Consider the following 22,875-nt stretch of genomic DNA (forward strand, 5'->3'; position numbering starts at 1 on the left):
GCCGCCCGCGGCGGCCGACGCACCGGCCCTCAGACCTCGTACTGGGCCGCGATCCGCTGGGCCAGGTAGGGGGTGACGTGCTCGGCGATGACCTGCAGGTGCACGGGGTGCTCGGCGTAGCGCCGCCACGCCTCGACGTCGGGGAAGTCGGCGACCAGGGCGGTGTGCGCGTTGCCCTCGCGGAGACCGGCGTCGGGGCCGACGGCGAAGGAGGTCATCCCACCCACCTCCTCGGGCAACCGCCGGAGCGCGGCCAGGGTGGTGGACCGGCGCTCCGGGTCGGCGTCGTCGGACCAGGTGAAGAGCACGACGTGGCGCAGCATGCCCACCACCCTGTCAGGAGTGGCTGGCCCGGCGCAGCCGGGGAACCGGGACCGGCGCGTTCCCGGCGGAAGTTAGAGTCGCCGACCATGGGACGGTCGTTGCGCGTTGCACTGCTGTCCTACCGGAGCAAGCCGCACAGCGGCGGTCAGGGCGTGTACGTCCGGGCCCTGTCCCGCGAGCTCACCGCCCTCGGCCACACGGTGACGGTGTTCAGCGGGCAGCCGTACCCCGAGCTGGACGACGGTGTGCCGCTGGAGCGGCTGCCGAGCCTGGACCTCTACCGCGAGCCCGACCCGTTCCGCACCCCGCGGCCGTCGGAGTTCCGCGACTGGGTGGACCTCACCGAGTGGGCGCTGATGTGCACCGCCGGGTTCCCCGAACCGCTCACCTTCAGCCTGCGCGCGGCGCGCGAGCTGCTCCCCCGGGCCGCCGACTTCGACGTCGTCCACGACAACCAGAGCCTGGGCCTCGGGTTGCTGCGGCTGGTCCGCGCCGGCGTGCCCACCGTGGCGACCGTGCACCACCCGGTCGCCATCGACCGCCGGCTGGAGCTCGCCGCCGCCCCCTCCCTGCGGCGACGCCTGACGCTGCGCCGCTGGTACGCCTTCACCGGCATGCAGGCGCGGGTGGCGCCCCGGCTGAACGGCATCACCACGGTGTCGGAGAGCTCCCGCCGTGACATCGAGACCCACCTCGGCGTGCCCGCGGCGGGCGTCGACGTCATCCCCGTGGGCATCGACCCCGACGTCTTCACCCCACCCCCGCCCGGCCGGCCGCGCGACCGGCAGTCGATCGTGGTCACCACCAGCGCCGACGTCCCGCTCAAGGGCCTGGTGCACCTGCTGGAGGCGGTGGCGAAGCTGCGCACCGAGCGCCCGGTGCGGCTGACCGTCGTCGGCACCGCGCGGCCCGGCGGGCCGGCCCAGGCGGCGCTGGACCGGCTGGGCCTGCGCGACGCGGTGCGGTTCACCGGCCCGCTGCCCGAGGCGGACCTGGTGGCCCTGCTGCAGGAGGCCGCCGTCGTCGCCATCCCGTCGCTCTACGAGGGCTTCTCCCTCCCCGCGATCGAGGCCATGGCCTGCGGCACGCCGCTGGTCACCACCGACGCCGGGGCGCTGCCGGAGGTCGTCGGCAGCAAGGCGGGACTGCGGGTGCCGGCCGGCGACGTCGGCGAGCTGACCGCGGCGCTGCAGCTGGTCCTCGACTCGCCGTCCCTCGGCGAGCAGCTGGGCCGGGCCGGGCGGCGCCGCGCGCTGGCCTCCTACACGTGGCGGGCCACCGCCGAGCGGACGGCGGAGTGGTACGCCGACGTCCTGGACCGGAAGGGGCGCTCGTGACGACGGACGGGGTGCGGGCGTGCTGACCGTCGACTACGACCGGCTGGACCTGCGGCCGGGGATGACCGTGCTCGACCTCGGCTGCGGCGAGGGCCGGCACGCCTTCGAGGCCTACCGGCGCGGCGGCCGCGTGGTCGCCGTCGACTGGGGTGTCCCGGAGGTCGAGACGACGAAGCGCTGGCTGGGCGCCATCGCGGAGGCCGGCGAGGCGCCGGACGGCGCCCGCTACGAGGTGGTCCGCGGCGACCTCCGCGCCCTGCCGGTGCCCGACGCCAGCGTCGACCGGGTGATCGCCTCCGAGGTGCTCGAGCACATCCCCGACGACGCCGCCGCCCTGGCCGAGATCGCCCGCGTGCTCAAGCCCGGCGGGCGGGTCGCGGTGACCGTCCCCCGGTACTTCCCGGAGCGGGTGTGCTGGGCGCTGTCGGACGCCTACCACGCGAACGAGGGCGGGCACATCCGCATCTACCGCGCCGACGAGCTGCGCACCCGCCTCGCCGCCGCGGGGCTGGTCCCGGGCGGGCAGCACCACGCGCACGCGCTGCACGCGCCGTTCTGGTGGCTCAAGTGCGCCGTCGGGGTGGACCGTGACAGCGCCGCCGTCCGGGCCTACCACCGGCTGCTCGTGTGGGACCTCGTGCAGCGGCCCTGGCTGACCCGGACCGCCGAGCGGCTGCTCGACCCGGTGCTCGGCAAGAGTCTCGTGGTCTACGCCGACAAGCCCGCCGTCCCCGGGCGGCCGGCGGCCCGCTCGTGGTCGCTCGACGGCCGGCACCGGGAGCGGTCCGCTGTCTGAGCTGCTGCCCGAGCTCCCCGGCGTGCTGAGCGGGGGGCAGGTGGCCGCGACGGTCGCGGCGATCGCCGCGGAACAGGACGCCGACGGCGCGCTGCCGTGGTTCCGCGGCGGGCAGCTGGACCCGTGGGACTCGGTGGAGGCCGCGATGGCTCTCGACGTCGGTGGCGAGCACGAGCGGGCCGCGGCCGCCTATCGCTGGCTGGCCGGGCGGCAGCGGCCGGACGGGTCGTGGGCCGCGGAGTACCGCGCCGGCGTGGAGACCGCCCCGGAGGTGGAGAGCAACCACGCCGGCTACCTCGCCGTGGGGCTGTGGCACAGCTGGCTGTGCACCGGCGACGAGGAGCTGGTCACCGGGTTGTGGCCGGTGGTCCGCCGCGGGCTCGACCTGGTCACCCGCATGCAGCTGCCCGGTGGCGCGGTCGGCTGGGCGCTGCGGCCGGACGGCACGCCCGACGACACCGCGCTGCTCACCGGCAACGCCAGCCTGTTCCAGGCGCTGCGCTGCGGCGTGGCGCTGGCCGCCCTCGCCGGGGAGCCCCAGCCGGACTGGGAGCTGGCCGCCGACGACCTGGGCACGGCGCTGCGCACCCGCCCGGAGGCGTTCGCCGACCGCTCCCGCTACTCGATGGACTGGTACTACCCCGTCCTCGGCGGTGCGCTGACCGGCCCCGCGGCGACCGAGCGGCTGGCCGCCGACTGGGACCGCTTCGTCGTCCCCGGCCTCGGCGCGCGGTGCGTGGCCGACCGCCCGTGGGTGACCGGCGCGGAGACCTGCGAGCTGGCGCTGGCGTTGGCCGCCGTCGGGCAGCGGGACGCCGCCGTGGAGCAGGTGGCCGCCATGCAGCACCTGCGCGCCGACGACGGCTCCTACTGGACGGGGTTCGTCTACCCCGACGACGCCCGCTGGCCGGTCGAGCGGACCACCTGGACGGCGGCGGCCGTCGTCCTCGCCGCGGATGCGCTGGCCGGGGCCACCCCGGCCTGCGGGCTGTTCACCTCGCCGGGGGCGCTGCCGGCCGCTGGCACGGAGAGGTCACACAGCGCGGTGGATTGGCTCGCGGGGGGCGCGGGCACGGTCCCGTCGTGACCTCGCCCCAGCCCTCCGCCCGCACCGCACCCCCGGTCACCGTCGTGGTGGCCAGCCGCAACCGGCGGGACGAGCTGCTCGCCTCACTGGCCCGGCACGAGGCCCCGGTGGTGCTGGTCGACAACGGCTCCACCGACGGCACCGTGGACGCCGTCCGGGCGGTGCACCCCGAGGTGACCGTGCTGCCCCTGGAGCACAACCTCGGTGCCCGGGCCCGGACGCTCGGCGCCGAGCAGGCGGGGACGCCGTTCGTCGCGTTCGCCGACGACGACTCGTGGTGGGCCCCCGGCGACCTGGCGCGCGCGGTGGAGGTCATGCGCGCGCACCCGCGGCTGGCGCTGCTCAACGCCCGCATCCTCGTCGGCCCCGAGGAGCGGCTGGACCCGGTCTGCGCCGAGATGGCCGACAGCCCGCTGGGCACCGCTCCGGACCTGCCCGGCCCGTCGCTGCTGGGCTTCGTCGCCTGCGCGGCGCTGGTGCGCACCGAGGCGTTCGCTGCCGTCGGCGGGTTCGACGCCGTGGTCCGCTTCCCCGGCGAGGAGGAGCGGGTGGCGCTCGACCTCGCGGCCGCCGGCTGGGGGCTGGCCTATGTCGACACGGTGACCATCCACCACCACCCGTCACCGCGGCGGGACGCCCCGGCCCGCCGGCAGGCCGCGATCTGGCGCAGCCGGGTGCTCACCGCCCTCATGCGCCACCCGCTGCCTGCCCTGCCCGGGCTGGTGGAGTCCGCGGTCCGCGCCGGGCGCCCGGGGCTGCGGGGGTTGCTGCGGGCCGTCCCGGACGTGCCGGCGGCGCTGCGCGCCCGCCGCCGGGTGCCCGACGAGGTGTGGGCCGACGTCCGGCGGCTCGCTGGGGACGCGGCATGAGGCAGCACCCTCCTGCCACCCACCACTCGCAGGCTCGCGGCGGGCGCCTGCAGGAGGGCCGACCCGACGCGCGGGTGGCCGTCGTCGTCATCACGCACCAGCGCCGGGACGAGGTGCTGGTGGCGCTGTCCCGGCTGCGCGCGCTGCCCGAGCAACCGCACGTCGTGGTGGTCGACAACGGGTCGACCGACGGGACGGCGGCGGCGATCGCGGAGCGGTTCCCGGAGGTCGAGCTCATCGCCAGCCCGGCGAACCTGGGCGCCGTCGGCCGCAACGTGGGCGTGGCCCGGGTGTCGGCCCCCTACGTGGCCTTCTGCGACGACGACACCTGGTGGGACCCGGGGTCGCTGCGCACCGCCGCCGACGCCTTCGACACCCACCCGCGCCTGGCCGTCGTCACCGCGCGGATCCTGGTGGAGCCCGGCGGCCGCGAGGACCCCATCGTCCCGGAGCTGCGCGACTCACCGGTCCGCGGCGCCGACTGGCTGCCCGGACCGGCGCTGGGGTCCTTCCTCGCGGGCGCCTCGGTGCTGCGACGGGCGGCGTTCGACGACGTCGGCGGCTTCTGCGAGCGGTTGTGGCTGGGGGGCGAGGAGGAGCTCATGGCCGGCGACCTCGCCGCCCGTGGCTGGGAACTGTGCTACCTGCCCGAGCTCACCGTGCACCACCAGGCGAGCACCGCCCGCGACCCGCACAAGCGCCGCCGCGACGGCATCCGCAACACCCTGTGGACGACGTGGCTGCGGCGCCCGCTGCGCCCGGCGCTGCGCCGCACCGGGCACCTGCTGCGCACCGTCCCCCGCGACCGGCTGAGCCTGCTCGGCGTGCTGGACGCGCTGCGCGGCCTGCCCTGGGTGCTGCGCGAACGGCGGGTGCTGCCGCCGCACGCCGAGGCCCGCTTCGCCGCACTGGAGCACGCCCAGCGGACCTCCACCGCCCGCCGATACGTCAGCTGACGGTCACCCCGTGACGTAGGAGAGCGTGCCCGTCGCGTCCGCCAGGAAGCCACCGGTCGCGCCCGGTGAGGGGCAGCTCAGCGTGCGCAGTCGATGCAGGTGCGGGCGGCGGGGCGGGCGGCCAGGCGTTCGGGGGCGATCGGCCGGCCACAGTCCTCGCAGGTGCCGTAGTCGCCGGTCTCCCGCCGGGCCAGCGCGGCGTCGACGTCGGCCAGCCGGCGCCGGGCCGCGTCGAGCAGGGCGGCGACCTGCTGCCGCTCGAAGGCGATCGTGGCGCCCTCGGGGTCGTGCTCGTCGTCGGCGTTGGACGACCGCGACGCGGCGACGACGGCGTCGAACTCGGCCGTCAGCGCCGCGATCTGGGCGAGGACGGCGGCCCGCTCCTCCGCCAGCCGCTCAGCGCTCACGGCGCAGCAGCCGCAGCGAGCCGGTCCCCGGCAGCTCGGTGAACTCCCCCGAGTCCAGCACCCGCCGGTAGACGCCGTAGGGCGCCTGGCCGCCGTCGGCCGGGTCGGGGAAGACGTCGTGGATGGCCAGCGTGCCGCCGACGGCGAGCTTGGCGACCCACGCGTCCTGGTCACGGCGGGCGGACTCCTCGGTGTGGCTGCCGTCGAGGAACAGCAGCGCCAGCGACGTCGACCACAGCGGGGCGAGGACCTCCGACCGCGCGACGACGGCGATGACGACGTCCTCGGCGCCGGCGTCGGCGATGGTGCGGCGGAACCGTGGCAGCGTGTCGAGCCGCCCGACGGCGGGGTCGACCAACGAGGGGTCGTGGTACTCCCACCCCGGCTGGTGCTCCTCGGAGCCGCGGTGGTGGTCGACGGTCACCACCTGCCGGCCGGTCTCCCGTGCGGCGGCGGCCAGGTAGAGCGCCGACCTCCCCATCCAGCTGCCCACCTCCAGCAGCGGGCCGGGGACGGCGATGGTGCGGGCGGCGTCGTACAGCGCCGTCCCCTCGTCGTCGGGCATGAAGCCGGGCGCGGCCCGGGCCGCCGCGAGGAGTTGACGGACCCCGTCCCCTTCGGCCCCCTGCAGGGGCCCGCCGCGAGCGTGCGAGCGGTGGGGGGCAGGGGGTCCTTCCTGGGGCCGATCCGCGCTCACCGGGCGAGCCGGGCGGTCATCCGCCGGTCGGTCGCCACCCCCGCGTCGGTGCCGGCGGCCTTGGCGAAGAACGCGCCGGCCGCCGTCGTCACCGGGACGGCGAGGACGAGCGCGATCGCACCGACGAAGGTGCGGATGACCTCCTCGGCCATCGCCGAGCTGGTGAGCACGACGGTCCACGGCTGGGCGTAGAGCTCGAAGAGCAGCAGCAGCGGCAGCGCCGCGCCGGCGTAGGCGAAGACGATCGTGTAGACGGTCGAGGCGATGTGATCGCGGCCGACGGCCATCCCGCGGGAGTACAGCTCGCGCCAGCTCATGTCGGAGTCGACCTCGTTCAACTGCCACACCGCCGAGGCCTGGGTGATGGTGACGTCGTTGAGCACGCCCAGCCCGGCGACGACGACACCGGCGAGGACCAGGCCGGAGAAGTCCAGCGTGGGGTCGAAGCCCAGCAGCGTGTTGGTCTCCTCGCTGGTCAGCCCGGTCAGCCGGGCCGTGGCGACGGCGACCTCGCCGAGGACGGCGACGAGGGTCAGCCCGAACAGGGTGCCCACCAGCGCCGTCGTGGTCCGCGCGGAGAAGCCGTGCGCGAGGTAGAGGACGACGAACATGATCGCCGCCGACCCGACCAGGCTGGTCAGCACCGGCGACTGGTCGGTGAGCAGGCCCGGCAGGACGAACTGCAGGAGCACGAAGAACGCGAACGCCAGCCCGACCAGCGAGGCCAGGCCACGCAGCCGGGCCACCAGGCCGACGACGACGGCGAAGGCGATGGTCAGGACGACGATGGGCACGTCCCGGTCGTAGTCGAAGAACGCGTACGCTGCAGGGCCCTCCGCACCGGCGTCCCGGGTGAGGACGAGGACGTCGCCCTCGTCGACCCCGGCGGCGAACACCTCGGCCGGGAGATCCACCTGCACGAACTCCCCGGCACCCGAGCCGTCGAGCACCTCGGTGACCACCGTGGCGCAGGTGAGCTGCTGCGCCGGCTGCCCTTCACCGCCGGGCAGCGAGCAGTCGAACGGCGCCACCGAGGCCACCCGGGCGTCGTGGTAGGTCGTCCCCGGGGGGACGTACAGCTCCGCGGCCTGCCGGGCCCGCGACGGCTCGTCCCCCGGCCAGAGTGCGACCAGCCCCACGACGGTGGCCAGGCCGACCGGTACGAGCAGCAGCATCATCAGCCGGACCGCGCGGCGCCGGCGGAGCAGTACCTCCGCGCTCGGCGGGGGCGCGTCGGGATCGGGACCGTGACTGTGGGGGTGGCTGGGCGGCACCCGACCAGGCTAAGAGGTGCCGCCGGGTGTCCCGCCGGCCCGCGCCGGTCCGCGCGGGCCGGCGTTCACTCCTCGACGGGGAACCGCAGCCACAGGCCGGACAGCTGCAACGGCCGGGCGACCGCCGCCGGTGGGGCGACCAGCACCAGCTCCACCCCGCGCGGCTGCCCCAGCTTCTGCAGCTGCACCAGCACGGCCATGCCCGCGGAGTTCACGTACGAGACCGCGCGGGTGTCCAGGCGCACCCGACGCAGCCCCGGCTCGGCGAGCAGCAGGTCGGTCATCGTGCGGACCAGCGGCCGCCGCGCCTCCTCGGTGAGCTCGCCGGTGACGGTGAGGGTCGCGACGTCCCCCTCGAGGGCGGTGGTGACCTCCGTCGTCCCGCCGGTGCCGTGCTCCTGCCCCGTTCCCCCCTGCGCTCGGGGGGCTGTCGTCTCGTCCACGGCTCAACCCTGCCGCACGTGCCGTCGGATCGCGCGCGCAGGAGCCGCCGCACACCCGGCCGGGAACAAACTCGGCGGATGGATGTTTACACAGGTGCATGCCAGAGATAATCTCAAGTTGCTACTAGAGGTTCACCCTCGGGCAGCGAACACCACAGGAACACGCACAGGAGGTTGCCAGCCATGGCGATGCTGACCGCCTACGACCCGTTCGCCGCCACGTCCGCCGCCTTCCGGGCGCTGGACCAGCTCACCGGCCGCGGCGGGATGACCGCCCGCCCGCTGTCCGGCATGCCGATGGACGCCTACCGGGTCGGGGACAACTTCGTCGCCCACTTCGACCTGCCCGGCGTCGACCCCGGCTCGATCGACCTGTCCGTCGAGGGCACGACGCTGACCATCACGGCCGAGCGCTCGGTGCCCCAGCTCGAGAACGCCGAGTGGAGCATCGCCGAGCGGCCCTACGGCAGCTACACCCGGCAGCTGGTCCTCGGCCGGAGCCTCGACACCGACCGGCTCGAGGCGAGCTACCACGACGGCGTGCTCACCGTGAGCATCCCGGTCGCCGAGAAGGCGCGGGCCCGCAAGATCCAGGTCACCCGCGCCGACACCCCGGTCGCGGTCGAGGGTCGCACCATCGAGGGCGAGTCGCCCGAGGCGAAGGCCGTCGAGAGCTGATCTGCTCGGCACGGCCGGTGGTCCGCGAGGCCGGCCGACCGCCGCACCCAGGGGCCGGGTCCGCACGGACCCGGCCCCTGCGCACTCCAGGAGGACGGCCATGACCGACCAGCACCGCGAGCAGCCCGCCCCCGGGGGCGAGGCGCTCCGGCGCCTGGACGACCCCGACTTCCCCGCGCTCACCATGAGCCAGGCCGCGGGCCTGCTCGGCGTCCAGGCCGCCTTCCTGCGCAGCCTGGACAGCGCGGGCGTCCTCCAGCCGCACCGCTCCCCCGGCGGCCACCGCCGCTACTCCCGTCACCAGCTCAGCCTGGCCGCGCGACTGCGCGTGCTCCTCGACGACGGGCACACCCTGGCCTCGGCCGAGGTGATCCTGGGCCTGCAGGACGAGCTGGCCGACGCGCGAGCCGACACCGAGCGACTGCGGGCGACGGTCGACCGGCTGCGCGCCGGTGACGGCCGCCCCGCACGGGACGGGGACGACCGGCGGCGCCCGGCGGACGGGCGTGAGCGACCCCACCGGGAAGATAGACCCTAGGGGGGTATCGTCCCTGGGCGAGAGACCGGACCGCCGAGAGGAACCCCGTGGAGAGCGCTCCGCACGGCTACATCCAGCGCAAGGACGACTACCTCAAGCGCCTGCGGCGCATCGAGGGGCAGGCACGCGGCCTGCAGCGGATGGTCGAGGACGAGAAGTACTGCATCGACATCCTCACCCAGGTGTCGGCGATGACGAAGGCGCTCCAGTCGGTCGCCCTCGGGCTGCTCGAGGAGCACATGTCGCACTGCGTCGTCCAGGCGGCGCAGGCCGGCGGCCGCGAGGCCGACGAGAAGGTCCGCGAGGCCTCCGAGGCGATCGCCCGGCTGGTCCGTTCCTGACCCGGAGACCCGAGAGGACCCGCCATGAGCACCGCCACGTACACCGTCGTCGGCATGACCTGCAGCCACTGCGTCACCGCCGTCACCGAGGAGGTCTCCGCCGTCCCCGGCGTGACCGCCGTCGACGTCGACCTGCCGACCGGCGGCCTGACCGTCACCAGCACCGACCTGGTCGACGACGGCGCCGTGCGCGCGGCCGTCGAGGAGGCCGGCTACGAGGTGTCCGGCAGCTGACCGGCCGGGGCCGACCGCCCCATGCCCTCGTCGCCCACGAGAGGACCGTCATGGACACGCCGGCGCGACTGGCCGTCGTCGCCCTCGGCCTGGCCGCCGTCTTCGGCGCGGCCGTCGGGGTGGGCGCCGCGGTGGGGCCGATGGGGGCACCCGAGCCGCACGCGGGCGCCACGCCCACGCCCGGCGCCCCGGCCGGGGTCCCGACCGGAGCCGGCTACGGCGGTCTCGCCGTCGCCGACTCCGGGTACGTCCTCGACCTGCTCGACGAGCAGCTGCCCGCCGGGACGGCGACCCTCGCGTTCCGGGTCCTCGGTCCCGACGGCGCCCCGGTGGTCGACTACGACGTCGAGCACGTGGAGGACCTGCACCTGATCGCCGTCCGCCGGGACCTCTCCGGCTACCAGCGCGCCTACCCCGTGCTCGGTCCCGACGGCACGTGGCAGGTGCCGCTGGAGCTGACGCCGGGCAGCTGGCGGGTGGTCACCGACTCCACCCCGAGCGCCCTCGGCCGCAACCTGACCCTGGGCAGCGACCTGAGCGTGCCCGGCGAGCTGGCGCCCGCGCCCCTGCCGGATCCGGCCGCCGTCGCGGAGGTCGACGGCTACACCGTCGTCCTGACCGGGGAGCCGGTCGCCGGCGGCGAGTCCGAGCTGACCTTCAGCGTCAGCCGGGACGGCCGACCGGTCACCGACCTGCAGCCCTACCTCGGCTCGTTCGGCACCCTGGTGGCGCTGCGCGCCGGGGACCTGGCCTACCTGCACGTCCACCCGACCGAGCCACCGGAGGGCACCACCGCCACCGCGGGACCGCACAAGACCTTCGTCGCGACGGTGCCGTCCGCGGGGACCTACCGGCTGTTCCTCGACTTCCGGCACGGCGGCGCCGTGCACACCGCCGCCTTCACCGTCCGCGTCGGGACGAGCGAGGCGTCGACCACCCCCGACCAGCCGGCCGGCCACGGTCACGGCGGCTGAGGAGACCCTCGTTGAGCACCGCCACCCAGCCCTCCGCCGGTGAGGTCGAGCTCGCCATCGGCGGGATGACGTGCGCCTCGTGCGCCGCCCGCATCGAGAAGAAGCTCAACAAGCTCGACGGCGTCACCGCGACGGTGAACTACGCAACGGAGAAGGCGAAGGTCAGCTACGGCGGGGACGTCACCCCCGCGGACCTGATCGCCACCGTCGAGAAGACCGGGTACACCGCGACCCTGCCGCAGCCGGCCGCCCCCGAGGCGTCCGAGGAGGACACGGCCCTCCGAACACTGCGCACCCGGCTGCTGGTGTCCACCCTGCTCACCGTGCCGGTGGTCGCCATGGCGATGGTGCCGGCGCTGCAGGTCGAGTACTGGCAGTGGCTGTCGCTGACGCTGGCCGCGCCGGTGGTGGTGTGGGGCGGGCTGCCGTTCCACCGCGCCGCCTGGACCAACCTGCGCCACGGCGCCGCGACCATGGACACCCTCGTCTCGCTGGGCACCGGAGCGGCGTTCCTGTGGTCGCTGTACGCGCTGTTCCTCGGCACCGCGGGCGAGCCCGGCATGACCCACCCCTTCGAGTTCACGATCGCCCGGGGCGACGGCAACGCTGACATCTACCTCGAGGCCGCCGCCGGGGTCACCACCTTCCTGCTGGCCGGGCGGTACGTCGAGGCCCGGTCCAAGCGGCGCTCCGGCGCCGCCCTCCGGGCGTTGATGGAGCTGGGCGCCAAGGAGGTCTCGGTCCTGCGCGGCGGTACCGAGCGGCGGGTGCCGGTCGAGCAGCTCGTCGTGGGCGACCTGTTCGTCGTCCGGCCCGGGGAGAAGATCGCCGCGGACGGCGAGGTGACCGAGGGCGCCTCCGCGGTCGACGCCTCGATGCTCACCGGCGAGTCGGTGCCGGTCGAGGTCGGGCCGGGGGACGTCGTCGTCGGGTCGACCGTGAACGCCGGCGGCCGGCTGGTCGTGCGCGCCACCCGGATCGGCGCGGAGACCCAGCTGGCACAGATGGCCCGGCTGGTCGAGGAGGCGCAGAACGGCAAGGCCGAGGTGCAGCGGCTGGCCGACCGGGTGTCCGGCGTCTTCGTGCCGGTCGTGCTGGCGCTGGCGGTGGCGACCCTCGGCTTCTGGATCGGCGCCGGCGCGGGCCTCCCGGCCGCCTTCACCGCGGCGGTGGCGGTGCTGATCATCGCCTGCCCTTGCGCCCTCGGGCTGGCCACGCCGACCGCGCTCATGGTCGGCACCGGGCGCGGCGCGCAGCTGGGCATCCTCATCAGGGGCCCGGAGGTGCTGGAGTCCACCCGCGCCGTCGACACCGTCGTCCTGGACAAGACCGGCACCGTCACCATCGGCCGGATGACGCTGGCCGACGTCGTCGCCGCCCCCGGCGCGGACGCCGACCGGGTGCTGCGGCTGGCCGGCGCCCTGGAGGACGGCTCGGAGCACCCGATCGCCCGGGCGGTCGCCGCGGCCGCCGCCGAGCGGGTCGGCCCGCTGCCGGCGGTGGCGGGTTTCGCGAACGTCACCGGACTCGGGGTGCAGGGCGTCGTCGAGGGCGCCGCGGTGCTCGTCGGGCGGCCCCGATTGCTGGCCGACCGGTCGGTGCCCGTGCCGGAGCCGCTGGCCGCCGCGCAGGCCGCCGCCGAGGCGCGGGGCCGCACGGCGGTGCTGGTCGCGGTCGACGGCGCGGCGGTCGGCCTGCTGGTCGTCGCCGACGCGGTCAAGCCGACCTCGGCCGCCGCGATCGCCCAGCTGCGGGACCTCGGCCTGGACCCGGTCCTGCTGACCGGCGACAACGCGGCCGTCGCCCGGACGGTGGCCGCGGAGGTGGGCATCGACGAGGTGGTCGCCGAGGTGCTGCCCCAGGAGAAGGTGGACGTCGTCCGGCGGCTGCAGGACGAGGGGCGGGTCGTGGCCATGATCGGCGACGGCGTGAACGACGCCGCCGCGCTGGCCCAGGCCGACCTGGGGCTGGCCATGGGCACCGGCACCGACGTCGCGATCCAGGCTTCCGACCTGACCCTGGTGCGCGGCGACCTGCGGGCGGCGGCCGACGCGATCCGGCTGGCCCGCCGCACCCTGGCGGTCATCAAGGGCAACCTGTTCTGGGCGTTCGCCTACAACGTGGCCGCGATCCCGCTGGCCGCCGCGGGGCTGCTCAACCCGATGATCGCCGGCGCGGCGATGGCGCTCAGCTCCGTCTTCGTGGTCACCAACAGCCTGCGGCTGCGCCGGTTCGCCCCCCTGCCGGGCAACACCGGCGCGACCACCGCCGTCCCCTCCGACTCCCGCGCGACCGCCCCTGCGTGAGCATCCACGGTCGTCGATCACGGGGTTGTTGCCGGTGACACCGGCAGACACGCCGCGCGCGGCGGCAACGAGCCCATGATCGACAGCGGGTGGAGCGGCGGCACCCCTAGAGGGCGGCGGGGAGGAGCAGCAGCGCGGTCGGGACGAGCAGGAGCGCGACGGCGGACAGCAGCGCCGCCGTCCGGACCCAGCCCGGCAGCGGGGACGGCGGCTCGAGCAGCCGGGCCACCCGCTCCCCGAGCGCGCTGCCGGTGACCGCGAGCGCGCCGTCGGGCACGCCCGCTCCCCCGCTCCCGCCCGCGGCGACGACGATCGCCTGGGCCAGGGTGCGCCGCGGCGCCGCCCCGGTCAGCGAGCCGAGCGCCACGTCGTCGGCGCGCATCTCGACCAGGGCGCGCACCGCGGCGTGCGCCCGGCCGGCCGCGGGCAGCACGGGCAGCGCCGCCTCCCAGGCGACGAACGGCAGCAGCAGCAGGTGGTGGTGCTCGCGCAGGTGCGCCCGCTCGTGCGCGACGACGGCGGCCAGCTGCTCCTCGTCGAGCTCGGCGACCATCCCCGACGACAACACCAGCAGCGGCTTCGCGCCGGGGATGCAGAAGGCGACCGGCGCGGGGTGGTCGAGCAGCCGGGCGTCGGGGACGGCGGCCGGCTCCACGACCAGCTCCAGCAGGTCCCGGTGCCGGCGGCGGGTGCGGGCGGTACGGACCCAGGACAGCACCAGGACGCCGAGCAGCTCGGCGGCGAGCACGGCGGCCAGCGTCTGGGTGACCCAGTGGTCGCCTCGCACCGGCGCCTCGGCGGGGTGCCGGGTGACCCAGTGCCACCAGGCCTCCGGGAGCGAGTGACCCCACGGCGCGAGGCCGTGCACCAGCAGCGCCCCGATGATCGACAGGCCGCCGGCCAGGCCGATCGCCTGCCAGCAGACGAGGGCGACCAGCGGGTCCCGTCGCGGCCAGCGGGCCCGGGACAGCCACGCCGGCACCGGCCACGCCAGCAGCGCGGCCAGCACGGCGAGGGCGGCCGCGGTGGCGGGGAGCACGGGGAGGTCAGGCGGGGGTGGCGTCCGGACCGGCGGCGGCGGCCAGGAGCTCGCGCAGCAGCCGCGCCTCGTCGGCGTCGACGCTGCCGACGAAGCGGGCCAGCACCGCCTGCCGGTCCCCGGCAGCACCGAGCACCTCGTGCATCAGCTCGGCGGCGTGCTCCTCGCGGGTGGCCCGCGGCCGGAACCGCCGCGGCCGCGCGTCGTCGTGGACGACGAAGCCCTTCTGCTCCAGCCGGGTCAGCACCGTGTGCACGGTGGTCAGCGCCAGGCCACGGTCGGCGAGCCCGTCGCGCAGCTCGGTCGCCGAGACGGCACCGTCGGCCGACCACAGCCGGTCCATGACGGCCCGCTCCAGCTCACCCAACGACGCCACCGCTGCTCCTGTCTCCCGTCTCACACCCCACTTCTTCTACGTGTCGTAGAAGAAGTCTTCTACCCCGCGTAGAAAGAGGTGGACCGATCGTACGTCGCCCAGTGAGGAGAGCGGCCGTGGACGTCCTGGACGTGGCACGCTGGCAGTTCGGGATCACGACCGTCTACCACTTCCTGATGGTCCCGCTGACCATCGGCCTGGGGATCCTGGTCGCGGTCATGCACACCATGTGGGTGCGGACCGACAAGCCCGAGTGGCTGCGGATGACCCGCTTCTGGGGTCGCATCTACCTGATCAACTTCGTGCTCGGCGTCGCCACCGGCCTGGTGCAGGAGTTCCAGTTCGGCCTGGCCTGGAGCGAGTACAGCCGGTTCGTCGGCGACGTCTTCGGCTCGCTGCTGGCCCTCGAGGCGCTGCTGGCGTTCTTCCTCGAGTCGACGTTCCTCGGCCTGTGGATCTTCGGCTGGGGCCGGATCCCGAAGAAGCTGCACCTGGCCGCACTGTGGGCGGCGGTGATCGGCTCGATCGTGAGCGCGTACTTCATCATCGCGGCCAACTCCTGGATGCAGCACCCGGTCGGGGTGGTGACCGACGACGCCACAGGCCGCCCCGTGCAGGTCGACTTCCTCGCGGTGCTGACCAACAACACCGCCCTGGCCGCGTTCAGCCACGCGATCGTCGCCGCGCTCATGGTCGCGGGCGCCCTGCTGGTCGGCATCGGCCTGTGGCACCTGCGGAAGCGGGAGCTGGCGCAGCAGCCGACCACCGACGTCGACCACCGGGTGTGGCGCCGCTCGGTGCGGCTCGGCGGCTGGGTGTCGCTGGCTGCGTTCGTCCTCGTCGCCCTGACCGGCGACTGGCAGGGCAAGCTGATGTACCAGCAGCAGCCGCTGAAGATGAGCTCGGCCGAGGCGCTGTGCGAGACCGAGGCGCCGGCGTCCTTCTCGGTCTTCGCCTGGGGCAAGGTCGGCAACAACGAGTGCGACGACGTCCACTCGATCACCGTCCCGTACCTGCTCTCCTACCTCGCGCACGGCGACTTCTCGACCGCCGTACCGGGCGTCAACGAGCTGCAGGAGGAGTACGGCGCCGTCTACGGCGAGACCTACCCCGACGACCCGTCGCGCTTCGGCGCCCTGGCCGGCGAGGGGATCGACTACACCCCGCTGCTCGCGGTGACCTACTGGAGCTTCCGGCTCATGATCGGCATGGGCGCGGTGTCGGCCGGCGTCGCCGCCTACGCGCTGTGGGCCACACGGAAGGGCCGGGTGCCGACGTCGCGGATCGGCGTCTACGGCGCGCTGCTCGCCGTCGCGGCGCCCTTCGTGGCCAACGCGACCGGCTGGATCTTCACCGAGATGGGCCGCCAGCCCTTCGTCGTCTACCCGAACCCCGACGTCCCCGTCGACGAGCAGGTGTGGTTCTTCACCGCCCAGGCCGTCTCCCCTGGCATCAGCGCCGCCGAGGTCTGGACCTCGCTGTCCGTGCTGACCCTCGTCTACGGCGCGCTGGCCGTCGTCGAGCTGTGGCTCGTCACCCGCTTCGTCCGCCGCGGCGTCACCACCGGGGACGGCGCCCCGACGCCCGGCTCCACCCCCGAGGGGACGCCGGACGACGACCTGCCCGCCGGCCGCGACGGCACCCGTCGCGACACCGACGACGTCCTGTCCTTCGCGTACTGAGGAGCTGACCCGTGGACCTGCAGACGCTCTGGTTCGCCGCCGTCGCGGTGCTCTGGACCGGGTTCCTGCTGCTGGAGGGGTTCGACTTCGGCGTCGCCGCGCTGCTGCCGGTGCTCGGCCGCCGCCCCGCCGACCGGCACCTCATGCTGCGCACCATCGGCCCGCTGTGGGACGGCAACGAGGTCTGGCTGATCACCGCCGTCGGCGCGGTGTTCGCCGCCTTCCCCGGCTGGTACGCCACCTGGCTGCCGGCGCTGTACCTGCCGTTCGTGCTCGTGCTGTTCGGGCTGATCATCCGGGCGGTCGCGTTCGAGTGGCGGCACTCCCACCACACCGAGGCCTGGGACGCGACCTGGACGCGGGTCATCACCGCCGGCTCGCTGATCGCCGCCGCCGGGATCGGGGCCGCGCTGGGGGCGACCACCCTCGGCCTGCCCATCGACGCCGACGGCACGCGCGTGGGCGGCGCCTTCTCCGGGCTCGGCTGGCCGGCGCTGCTCGGCGCGGTCGCGGTGCCGGCCTTCTCCGTCGTGCACGGCGCCCTCTTCCTCGCGCTGAAGACCGACGGGCCGGTGCGGGACGCCGCCCGCCGCTTCGCCGGGCGCTGGGCACCCGTGGCCGCGCTGCCGCTGCTGGCATGGGCCGGCGTGGTGCACCTGCGCCACGGGACCCCGGTCAGCGCGCTGCTGTGGCTGGTCGCGGCGCTGGCCGTGGCAGTCGCGTGGACGCGCACCCGGGTCGGGCGCGAGGGGCAGGCTTTCGCCGCCTGGGGGGTGCTGCTGGTGGCGGCCGTCGCCACGGTCTTCGGGGCCGCCTACCCGGTCGTCGTCCCCTCGACGATCGACCCCGCCTTCGACGTGCTGGTCTCCGACGCCTCGGTCAGCGACTACACGCTCACCGTCATGACCTGGGCGGCCGGGATCGGCCTGCCCGTGGTGCTGGGCTACCAGGCGTGGACCTACTGGGTCTTCCGGAAGCGGCTGACCTCCGAGCCCCAGCACGAGGCGCCCGCCGAGGTGCCCGCGTGACCACCCAGCCCGGCGGTTCCCGCGGAGACCGCCGGGGGCGCGGGCCGCTCGCGGCGCTGGCCGGGGTGCCGGGGCTGACCGGCGCGCTGGTCCGGCAGGGGGTGGCCGCGCTCGGTCAGGTGGGCGGGCTGGTGCTGCTGGCCGCCGGGCTGGCGCACGCGGTCGCCCGCGCGGCCGGGCACGCCGAGGGCGCGCTCGCCGGTCCGCTGCTGGTGGCCGTCGCGGGGGCGGGGCTGCGCGCGGTCACCGGGTGGGCCGGGGAGGTGCTGGCCGCCCGCGACGCCCGGCGCGCCGAGGAGGAGCTGCGCGCCCGGCTGGTCGCCCGACTCGCCGCCTCCCCGGCCGCGGTCGAGGCCGCGGGCGGCCCCGGGCCCGCGGCGGTGCTGGCCACCACCCGGCTGGCCGACCTCGGCCCCGGCGTGGCCACCCGCCTGCCCGCGCTGGCCCAGACGCTGGTCGTCCCGCCGGTGCTGCTCGTCGTCCTGGCCTGGACCGACCTGCTGTCGGCCGCCCTCGTCGCGGTCACCCTGCCGCTGGTGCCGCTGTTCATGGTGCTGGTCGGCCTCACCACCCGGGACGGCACGACCGCCGCCGCCCGCGCCCTGGACCGCATCGCCGCCCACGTCGCCGAGCTGGTGCGCGGGCTGCCCGTGCTGGTCGGGCTGGGTCGCGCCGCCGAGCAGGCCGCGGCCCTGGCCGAGCTCGGCGACGCGTCCCGCCGCCGCACCCTGGCCACGCTGCGGCTGGCGTTCCTGTCCTCGCTGGTCCTGGAGCTGCTCGCCACCCTGTCGGTCGCCCTCGTCGCGGTGACCGTGGGCCTGCGGCTGGTGCACGGCGACCTGGCACTGGCCGTCGGGCTGACCGCGCTGCTGCTCGCGCCGGAGGCGTTCGCCCCGCTGCGTGCGCTGGGCAGCGCCCACCACGCCGGCGAGGACGCGGAGCTGGCCGCCGCCGAGGCCCGCGCGGTGCTCGCCGCGCCGCTCGCGCCGGCCGCCGTCCCCGGGCCGGACGACGACCCGCGCGGCGCCGACGTCGCCGTCCGCGGGCTGACCGTCGCCTTCCCCGGCCGGACCTCGCCCGCGCTGCCGGCGGTGGACCTCGACGTGCGGCCCGGTGAGCTGGTCGCCGTCCGCGGTGCCAGCGGCTCGGGCAAGTCGACCCTGCTGGCGGTCCTGGCCGGGCTGGTGCCACCGTCCGCGGTGGTCGGGGGGTCGGTCACCGGCGTCCCGGCGGGTGGCGTGGCGTACGTGCCGCAGCACCCGCGGACGACCGGGGAGACCGTCGTCGACGAGCTGCGCCGGCACGCGGGCGCGGCACCGGGCGGGGGGTCCGCCGTCGACGAGGCCGCCGTCGGCGAGGCGTTCGTCGTCGAGGCGCTCGCCCGGGTGGGCGCGGCCGCGCTGGCGGGCCGGGTCTGCAGCACCCTCTCCCCCGGCGAGCTGCAGCGGGTGGCGCTGGCCCGCGCGCTGGTGCGGATCCGCCGCGGCGCCCGGCTGCTGCTGCTCGACGAGCCGACCGCCCACCTGGACGACGACGCCGCCGCCCGGGTGACCGCGGTGCTCGCCGCGCTGCGCGGGACCGTGACGGTGCTGGTGGTGACCCACGACGCCGCTCTGGCCGCCCTCGCCGACCGGGCCACCACCCTGGCCGCAGCGGCTCCCACCCCGGCCGCACCGACGACATCGCCGATCTCGGCGGCATCCGCTCCCCGGGCTGCCGAGATCGCCGATCTCGCCGCCGACGGAGAGGGGCTCTCGGCCCCGGCGCCCCGGGACGCGGACCGGACAGCGGGTGCGGACCAGGCAGCGCGCTGGCCGCGGCGGGCGCTGGCGCGGGCCGTGGCCGCCGGGGTCGCGTCGGCCGGCGCGGGGGTGGCCCTCACCGCCGTCTCGGGCTGGCTGATCGTGCGGGCGGCGGAGATGCCGCCGGTGCTGACCCTGATGGTCGCGATCGTCGGGGTGCGCGCCTTCGGGCTGGGCCGGGCCGGCCTGCGCTGGGTCGAGCGGATGGCCGCGCACGACGCCGCGCTGCGGATGGCCGCCGACCTGCGGGTGCGCATCTGGGCCGCGCTGTCCCGGCAGGGCATCGCCGCCGACCGGACCCCGGGCTCCGCGCTGGCCCGCGTGGTCGGCGACGTGGGCCTGGTGCAGGACCTGTCGGTGCGGGTGGTCCCGCCGGCGCTGGTCGCCGGTGTGGTCACCGCCGGCACCGTGGGGGCGCTGGCGCTGGTCTCCCCGTCCGCGGCCGGCGCGACCGGCCTGGTCCTGCTGGCCACGGTCGCCCTGGTCCTCGTCGCGCACCGGCGGGTGGACGCCGGCGCCGCCCGGACCGAGGCGGCGCTGCGGGTGGCGGCGCTGCGGGACACGACGACGGCGCTGGAGGGGGCCGCCGACCTCCGGGCGCACGGCCTCGCCGCGCACACCGCCGCCGACCTCACCGCCCTCGCCGCCCGCCGCAGCACCGCCGACCGCACCGGCACCGCCGCCCGTGCGCTCGGCACCGGCCTGGTCGTGCTCGGCACCGGGCTGGCCGCGGTGGCCGGCGCCGCCGTCGGGGCGGCGTCCGGGGTGACCGGTCCGGCGATCGCCGTGCTCGCGCTGGCCCCGCTCTCGCTGGCCGAGCCGCTGACCGGGCTGGTGGGTGCGCTGCAGCGGCGGGGCGCGCTCGCCGACGCCCGCGCCCGCCTCGACGCCGTCCTCACCGCGCCGGTGCCGGCCGACCCCGCCGACCCGCTGCCCGTCCCGGCGCCGGTGCGGTCGCTGGCGACCGACGGCCTCACGGCCGGCTGGCCGGGCGGTCCCGACGTGCTGCGCGGGCTGACCGTCCAGGCGCGCGCCGACGAGGGGTGGCTGGTCGTGCGCGGCCGGTCGGGTGCGGGCAAGTCGACGTTCCTCGCGGTGCTGCTGGCGGCGCTGCGTCCCCGCTCGGGGAGCTACGAGCTCGGGGACGTCCCGGCCGACCGGCTGACCGGCGACGGCGTCCGGTCACGGATGGCGTGGCTGCCGCAGGAGGCGCACGTCTTCGCCTCGACGATCCGCGCCAACCTCGCCGTCGCCACCCCCCGTGGCGAGCTCACCGGGCCGGACGGCGAGGAGCGCATGCGCGCGGCGCTCACCGCGACCGGGCTCGGCGGGCTGCTGGCCGGCCTCCCGGACGGCCTGGACACCCCGGTCGGCGCCGGCGGGGCGGGGCTGTCGGGCGGCGAGCGCCGGCGGCTGGCCGCGGCCCGCGCCCTGCTGGCCGACCGGGACGTCGTGCTGCTCGACGAGCCGACCGCCCACCTGGACCCGCCGACCGCCGCCGCGCTGGTGCGTGACCTGCGGGCCGCACTGGCCGGCCGGGTGGTCGTCTGCGTGACCCACGACGACGACGTCGAGCGGCCCGGCGACACCGTCGTCCGACTCGGGGAACCGGTCGCCAGCCTGCGGAGCTGACCCGGGACGCCGCCTCGGTCAGGCCGCGGCGGCGTGCGACGGGCCGCCGGCGGCCGGCCAGGCGGGGGCGTGCGGCGCGCTCGGCAGGGCGCGGACCACCTCGAAACCGGGGCAGCCGGGCAGCTCCCGGTCGACGACGAGGGGAACGCCGGCCAGTCCCCCGAGGGCACCGTGCTCGACCACGGCCGCGCGGTCCCCCGGTGCGAGGTCGGCCAGCAGACGCTGGTACAGCTCGGGCCGGATGCGGATCTCCCGCGGCGGCGCCGCACGAGGATCACGGGCGGCGGCGAGCACGTCACCGGCGATGTCCGGCCGGGCCCAGTGCGTGTGGTGTGCGGGAACGGGAGCCGGCCCGCTCTGCCTGGAGCGGTCGGTGACCTCCGGCGGTACGTCGGAGGCCGGTCCCCTGGGGACGATGGCCTCGAACATGGTGGCCCTCCTGGGCGCTTGCCCCGTGCTGTTGTCAACGCCGGGGGTGGTGCAGGTATTGCGTACTCCAGAGGGCTGACGGTTCCGGCGTGATACGTCACGCCGGATCACCGACTCTCGTCGGCACCCTCGGGCAGGCTGCCGGCATGGATGCCTCCTTCACCGGTTCCGTGTTCCTCGGCATGAGCGTCGACGGGTTCATCGCCCGCCTCGACGGCGACCTCTCCTGGCTCATCGGCGGCGCGGAGGCCGGCGGCGCCCCGGACGACGGCGCCGGCGGCGACTTCGGCTTCGGCGACTTCGTCGCGGGCATCGACGCGCTGGTCATGGGCCGCGGCACCTACGAGGTGATCGCGCCGATGGACGAGTGGCCCTACCAGGGCAAGCCGGTGCACGTGCTCAGCACGACGTTGGCCGCCGACGCCGATCCGCGCATCACCGTGCACCGCGGGTTCGACGAGGCGGTGGCCGCCCTGACCGCGGCCGGGTGCCGGCGGGTGTACGTCGACGGCGGCCGGACGGTGCACGCCTTCCTGCGCGCCGGGCTGGTCGCCGACCTCACCCTGTCCCGGGTGCCGGTGCTCATCGGCTCCGGTCACACGCCGTTCGGCGAGCTGGCGGCCGACATCCCGCTGGAGCACGTCGGCACGCGCACCTTCCCCGGCGGCATGGTCCAGAGCTCCTACCGCGTGCTCCGGCAGGGGTGAGCCGACCGGCTCAGGCGGCGGGGACGTCCACGGGGACCTCCGGGCCCAGCCGGGCGCCCTGCAGCAGCCGCAGGTCGTCACCGGACCAGAAGCTGCCCGGGTCGTAGGCGTTCCGCGGCCGGCCGCCGCCGAGCAGCCCCATCGCGGTGTAGGTGGCAGCCACGAGCTCGGCGCAGAAGACCGTCTCGGCCGACGTGCGGCGGCGCAGCCGGCCGTTCATCCAGCCCGCGGCCAGTCCGCGGGTGGTGGGGAACGGCTTGCCGTCCAGGCGGGCGACGGTGCGCAGGACGGCGTCCTCCATCTCGGGGGTCACGCCGCCGTCGTCGGCCGGGCCGACGAGCTGCCGCAGCCAGGCCCGCTGCCCGTAGCGCTGCCGCCACGTGCGGACGGCGTCGGCGAGGTCGTGCAGCTGGACGCCGCGCTGGTGCTGCCCGGTCCAGACGTCGGGCAGCGACCTGCCGAGCTCGGCGTGCCACAGCAGCGGCGGCAGGTCCTCGAGCACCACCGCCATGCCGACGTGGTTCACCGGCGCGTTGGTGAGCGCCTGGATGGCGCGGTCGGCGACCGAGGCGCCCCGGAACACCCACACGTCACCGGTGCGGGTCAACTCGACCGCGTCGTCGAGCGGCAGCACACGGGGCGGAGGCACGCGGCTACGTTAGGGGACCGTGCGCCTCTGGAAGCTCCTCGGACTGGCCGGCCTCGCGGGCGTCGCGGCGAGCGGGGCGGTGCTCGCCCGCAACGAGCGCCAGCGTCGCGCGCACACCCCGGACGAGATCCGGTCCCGGCTGCGCCAGCGCCACGCGGCCCTGGCCGAGGTCCCCGACCCGGCGCCCGCAGAGGAGCGCACCGCGGGACGACGACGCCGGCTGCCCCGCCTGCTGCGCCGGCGCTGACACGCAGGGCGACCGCCACACCG

At 76.2% G+C, this 22,875-nt stretch carries 25 protein-coding genes; 16 read left to right on the forward strand and 9 right to left on the reverse strand.

The window, feature by feature from the left end:
* Positions 1–29: 29 nt before the first annotated feature.
* Positions 30–323, reverse strand: a complete 294-nt coding sequence (locus tag CRP39_RS09945; RefSeq protein WP_097206321.1) for a Dabb family protein — start codon at positions 321–323, stop codon at positions 30–32.
* Positions 324–410: 87 nt separating this feature from the next.
* Here CRP39_RS09945 and CRP39_RS09950 point away from each other — a divergent pair, with 87 nt between their 5' ends.
* The 5 genes from CRP39_RS09950 to CRP39_RS09970 are packed head-to-tail and all read left to right on the forward strand — an operon-like array spanning position 411 to position 5,369.
* Entirely contained in the window at positions 411–1,661 is a 1,251-nt protein-coding gene (locus CRP39_RS09950) for a glycosyltransferase family 4 protein (protein ID WP_097206196.1), read from the forward strand.
* A 19-nt stretch (positions 1,662–1,680) separates the two neighbouring features.
* The gene (locus CRP39_RS09955) at positions 1,681–2,457 is read left to right on the forward strand and encodes a class I SAM-dependent methyltransferase (protein WP_097206197.1); all 777 of its coding nucleotides are present in this window, start codon (positions 1,681–1,683) and stop codon (positions 2,455–2,457) included.
* Between the two features lie 22 nt (positions 2,458–2,479).
* A complete protein-coding gene (locus tag CRP39_RS09960; protein WP_245853734.1) occupies positions 2,480–3,544 on the forward strand; it encodes a prenyltransferase in 1,065 nt (354 codons plus the stop codon).
* Positions 3,541–4,413, forward strand: coding sequence for a glycosyltransferase family 2 protein (locus CRP39_RS09965; RefSeq protein WP_245853736.1), 873 nt, complete (start codon positions 3,541–3,543; stop codon positions 4,411–4,413). Before CRP39_RS09960 ends, CRP39_RS09965 begins: the two co-directional genes overlap by 4 nt.
* Entirely contained in the window at positions 4,410–5,369 is a 960-nt protein-coding gene (locus tag CRP39_RS09970; protein ID WP_097206200.1) for a glycosyltransferase family 2 protein, read from the forward strand. The genes CRP39_RS09965 and CRP39_RS09970 overlap by 4 nt, the downstream gene beginning before the upstream one ends.
* A gap of 77 nt (positions 5,370–5,446) precedes the next feature.
* On the opposite strand, the gene CRP39_RS09975 is transcribed toward CRP39_RS09970, so the two are convergent.
* From CRP39_RS09975 to CRP39_RS09990, 4 genes are all read right to left on the reverse strand, one after another.
* Entirely contained in the window at positions 5,447–5,776 is a 330-nt protein-coding gene (locus tag CRP39_RS09975; protein ID WP_097206201.1) for a TraR/DksA family transcriptional regulator, read from the reverse strand.
* Positions 5,766–6,341: a class I SAM-dependent methyltransferase gene (locus CRP39_RS09980; protein WP_245853737.1), complete on the reverse strand. Its 576-nt coding sequence runs from the start codon at positions 6,339–6,341 to the stop codon at positions 5,766–5,768. The genes CRP39_RS09975 and CRP39_RS09980 overlap by 11 nt, the downstream gene beginning before the upstream one ends.
* A gap of 128 nt (positions 6,342–6,469) precedes the next feature.
* The gene (locus tag CRP39_RS09985; RefSeq protein ID WP_097206202.1) at positions 6,470–7,747 is read right to left on the reverse strand and encodes a YibE/F family protein; all 1,278 of its coding nucleotides are present in this window, start codon (positions 7,745–7,747) and stop codon (positions 6,470–6,472) included.
* A gap of 65 nt (positions 7,748–7,812) precedes the next feature.
* Positions 7,813–8,190: an STAS domain-containing protein gene (locus CRP39_RS09990; RefSeq protein WP_097206203.1), complete on the reverse strand. Its 378-nt coding sequence runs from the start codon at positions 8,188–8,190 to the stop codon at positions 7,813–7,815.
* A gap of 183 nt (positions 8,191–8,373) precedes the next feature.
* Between CRP39_RS09990 and CRP39_RS09995 the strand changes: the two genes are divergently transcribed.
* From CRP39_RS09995 to CRP39_RS10020, 6 genes are all read left to right on the forward strand, one after another.
* A complete protein-coding gene (locus tag CRP39_RS09995) occupies positions 8,374–8,868 on the forward strand; it encodes an Hsp20/alpha crystallin family protein (protein ID WP_097206204.1) in 495 nt (164 codons plus the stop codon).
* Between the two features lie 100 nt (positions 8,869–8,968).
* The gene (locus tag CRP39_RS10000) at positions 8,969–9,406 is read left to right on the forward strand and encodes a helix-turn-helix domain-containing protein (protein WP_245853738.1); all 438 of its coding nucleotides are present in this window, start codon (positions 8,969–8,971) and stop codon (positions 9,404–9,406) included.
* Positions 9,407–9,453: 47 nt separating this feature from the next.
* On the forward strand, positions 9,454–9,747 hold the full coding sequence (locus CRP39_RS10005) for a metal-sensitive transcriptional regulator (RefSeq protein WP_097206205.1): 294 nt from the start codon (positions 9,454–9,456) through the stop codon (positions 9,745–9,747).
* 24 nt (positions 9,748–9,771) lie between these two features.
* The gene (locus tag CRP39_RS10010) at positions 9,772–9,981 is read left to right on the forward strand and encodes a heavy-metal-associated domain-containing protein (protein WP_097206206.1); all 210 of its coding nucleotides are present in this window, start codon (positions 9,772–9,774) and stop codon (positions 9,979–9,981) included.
* A 50-nt stretch (positions 9,982–10,031) separates the two neighbouring features.
* Positions 10,032–10,955: a hypothetical protein gene (locus CRP39_RS10015; protein WP_097206207.1), complete on the forward strand. Its 924-nt coding sequence runs from the start codon at positions 10,032–10,034 to the stop codon at positions 10,953–10,955.
* Between the two features lie 11 nt (positions 10,956–10,966).
* The gene (locus CRP39_RS10020) at positions 10,967–13,261 is read left to right on the forward strand and encodes a heavy metal translocating P-type ATPase (protein ID WP_097206208.1); all 2,295 of its coding nucleotides are present in this window, start codon (positions 10,967–10,969) and stop codon (positions 13,259–13,261) included.
* A 106-nt stretch (positions 13,262–13,367) separates the two neighbouring features.
* Here the strand turns inward: CRP39_RS10020 and CRP39_RS10025 are convergent, their stop codons facing one another.
* Positions 13,368–14,300 carry a M56 family metallopeptidase gene (locus tag CRP39_RS10025; RefSeq protein WP_097206209.1) on the reverse strand — a complete coding sequence of 311 codons (933 nt, stop codon included), beginning with the start codon at positions 14,298–14,300 and terminating at the stop codon, positions 13,368–13,370.
* Positions 14,301–14,307: 7 nt separating this feature from the next.
* Positions 14,308–14,676: a BlaI/MecI/CopY family transcriptional regulator gene (locus CRP39_RS10030; protein ID WP_097206210.1), complete on the reverse strand. Its 369-nt coding sequence runs from the start codon at positions 14,674–14,676 to the stop codon at positions 14,308–14,310.
* A gap of 116 nt (positions 14,677–14,792) precedes the next feature.
* On the opposite strand from CRP39_RS10030, the gene CRP39_RS10035 reads away from it, so the two are divergent.
* The 3 genes from CRP39_RS10035 to cydC are packed head-to-tail and all read left to right on the forward strand — an operon-like array spanning position 14,793 to position 20,820.
* Positions 14,793–16,358: a cytochrome ubiquinol oxidase subunit I gene (locus tag CRP39_RS10035; RefSeq protein ID WP_097206211.1), complete on the forward strand. Its 1,566-nt coding sequence runs from the start codon at positions 14,793–14,795 to the stop codon at positions 16,356–16,358.
* Positions 16,359–16,369: 11 nt separating this feature from the next.
* Positions 16,370–17,386: a cytochrome d ubiquinol oxidase subunit II gene (gene cydB, locus CRP39_RS10040; RefSeq protein WP_097206212.1), complete on the forward strand. Its 1,017-nt coding sequence runs from the start codon at positions 16,370–16,372 to the stop codon at positions 17,384–17,386.
* Entirely contained in the window at positions 17,383–20,820 is a 3,438-nt protein-coding gene (gene cydC / locus CRP39_RS10045) for a thiol reductant ABC exporter subunit CydC (protein WP_097206213.1), read from the forward strand. The genes cydB and cydC overlap by 4 nt, the downstream gene beginning before the upstream one ends.
* Before the next feature lie 18 nt (positions 20,821–20,838).
* On the opposite strand, the gene CRP39_RS10050 is transcribed toward cydC, so the two are convergent.
* Positions 20,839–21,249, reverse strand: coding sequence for a hypothetical protein (locus CRP39_RS10050; protein WP_097206214.1), 411 nt, complete (start codon positions 21,247–21,249; stop codon positions 20,839–20,841).
* 146 nt (positions 21,250–21,395) lie between these two features.
* Here CRP39_RS10050 and CRP39_RS10055 point away from each other — a divergent pair, with 146 nt between their 5' ends.
* On the forward strand, positions 21,396–21,956 hold the full coding sequence (locus tag CRP39_RS10055; RefSeq protein ID WP_097206215.1) for a dihydrofolate reductase family protein: 561 nt from the start codon (positions 21,396–21,398) through the stop codon (positions 21,954–21,956).
* 10 nt (positions 21,957–21,966) lie between these two features.
* On the opposite strand, the gene CRP39_RS10060 is transcribed toward CRP39_RS10055, so the two are convergent.
* Positions 21,967–22,605 carry a hypothetical protein gene (locus CRP39_RS10060; RefSeq protein WP_097206216.1) on the reverse strand — a complete coding sequence of 213 codons (639 nt, stop codon included), beginning with the start codon at positions 22,603–22,605 and terminating at the stop codon, positions 21,967–21,969.
* 19 nt (positions 22,606–22,624) lie between these two features.
* Here CRP39_RS10060 and CRP39_RS10065 point away from each other — a divergent pair, with 19 nt between their 5' ends.
* Positions 22,625–22,852: a hypothetical protein gene (locus tag CRP39_RS10065; RefSeq protein WP_097206217.1), complete on the forward strand. Its 228-nt coding sequence runs from the start codon at positions 22,625–22,627 to the stop codon at positions 22,850–22,852.
* Positions 22,853–22,875: the final 23 nt, after the last annotated feature.

The sequence above is a fragment of the Geodermatophilus sabuli genome, assembly GCF_900215145.1.
GTDB classification, from domain to species: Bacteria; Actinomycetota; Actinomycetes; order Mycobacteriales; family Geodermatophilaceae; genus Geodermatophilus; species Geodermatophilus sabuli.

Excerpts from the sequence above, each read along its gene's own strand:
- CRP39_RS09945 (WP_097206321.1), bottom strand. The coding sequence starts at position 323 with ATGCTGCGCCACGTCGTGCTCTTCACCTGGTCCGACGACGCCGACCCG.
- CRP39_RS09950 (WP_097206196.1), top strand. The coding sequence starts at position 411 with ATGGGACGGTCGTTGCGCGTTGCACTGCTGTCCTACCGGAGCAAGCCG.
- CRP39_RS09970 (WP_097206200.1), top strand. The coding sequence starts at position 4,410 with ATGAGGCAGCACCCTCCTGCCACCCACCACTCGCAGGCTCGCGGCGGG.
- CRP39_RS09980 (WP_245853737.1), bottom strand. The coding sequence starts at position 6,341 with ATGCCCGACGACGAGGGGACGGCGCTGTACGACGCCGCCCGCACCATC.
- CRP39_RS09995 (WP_097206204.1), top strand. The coding sequence starts at position 8,374 with ATGGCGATGCTGACCGCCTACGACCCGTTCGCCGCCACGTCCGCCGCC.
- CRP39_RS10000 (WP_245853738.1), top strand. The coding sequence starts at position 8,969 with ATGACCGACCAGCACCGCGAGCAGCCCGCCCCCGGGGGCGAGGCGCTC.
- CRP39_RS10010 (WP_097206206.1), top strand. The coding sequence starts at position 9,772 with ATGAGCACCGCCACGTACACCGTCGTCGGCATGACCTGCAGCCACTGC.
- CRP39_RS10015 (WP_097206207.1), top strand. The coding sequence starts at position 10,032 with ATGGACACGCCGGCGCGACTGGCCGTCGTCGCCCTCGGCCTGGCCGCC.
- CRP39_RS10050 (WP_097206214.1), bottom strand. The coding sequence starts at position 21,249 with ATGTTCGAGGCCATCGTCCCCAGGGGACCGGCCTCCGACGTACCGCCG.
- CRP39_RS10055 (WP_097206215.1), top strand. The coding sequence starts at position 21,396 with ATGGATGCCTCCTTCACCGGTTCCGTGTTCCTCGGCATGAGCGTCGAC.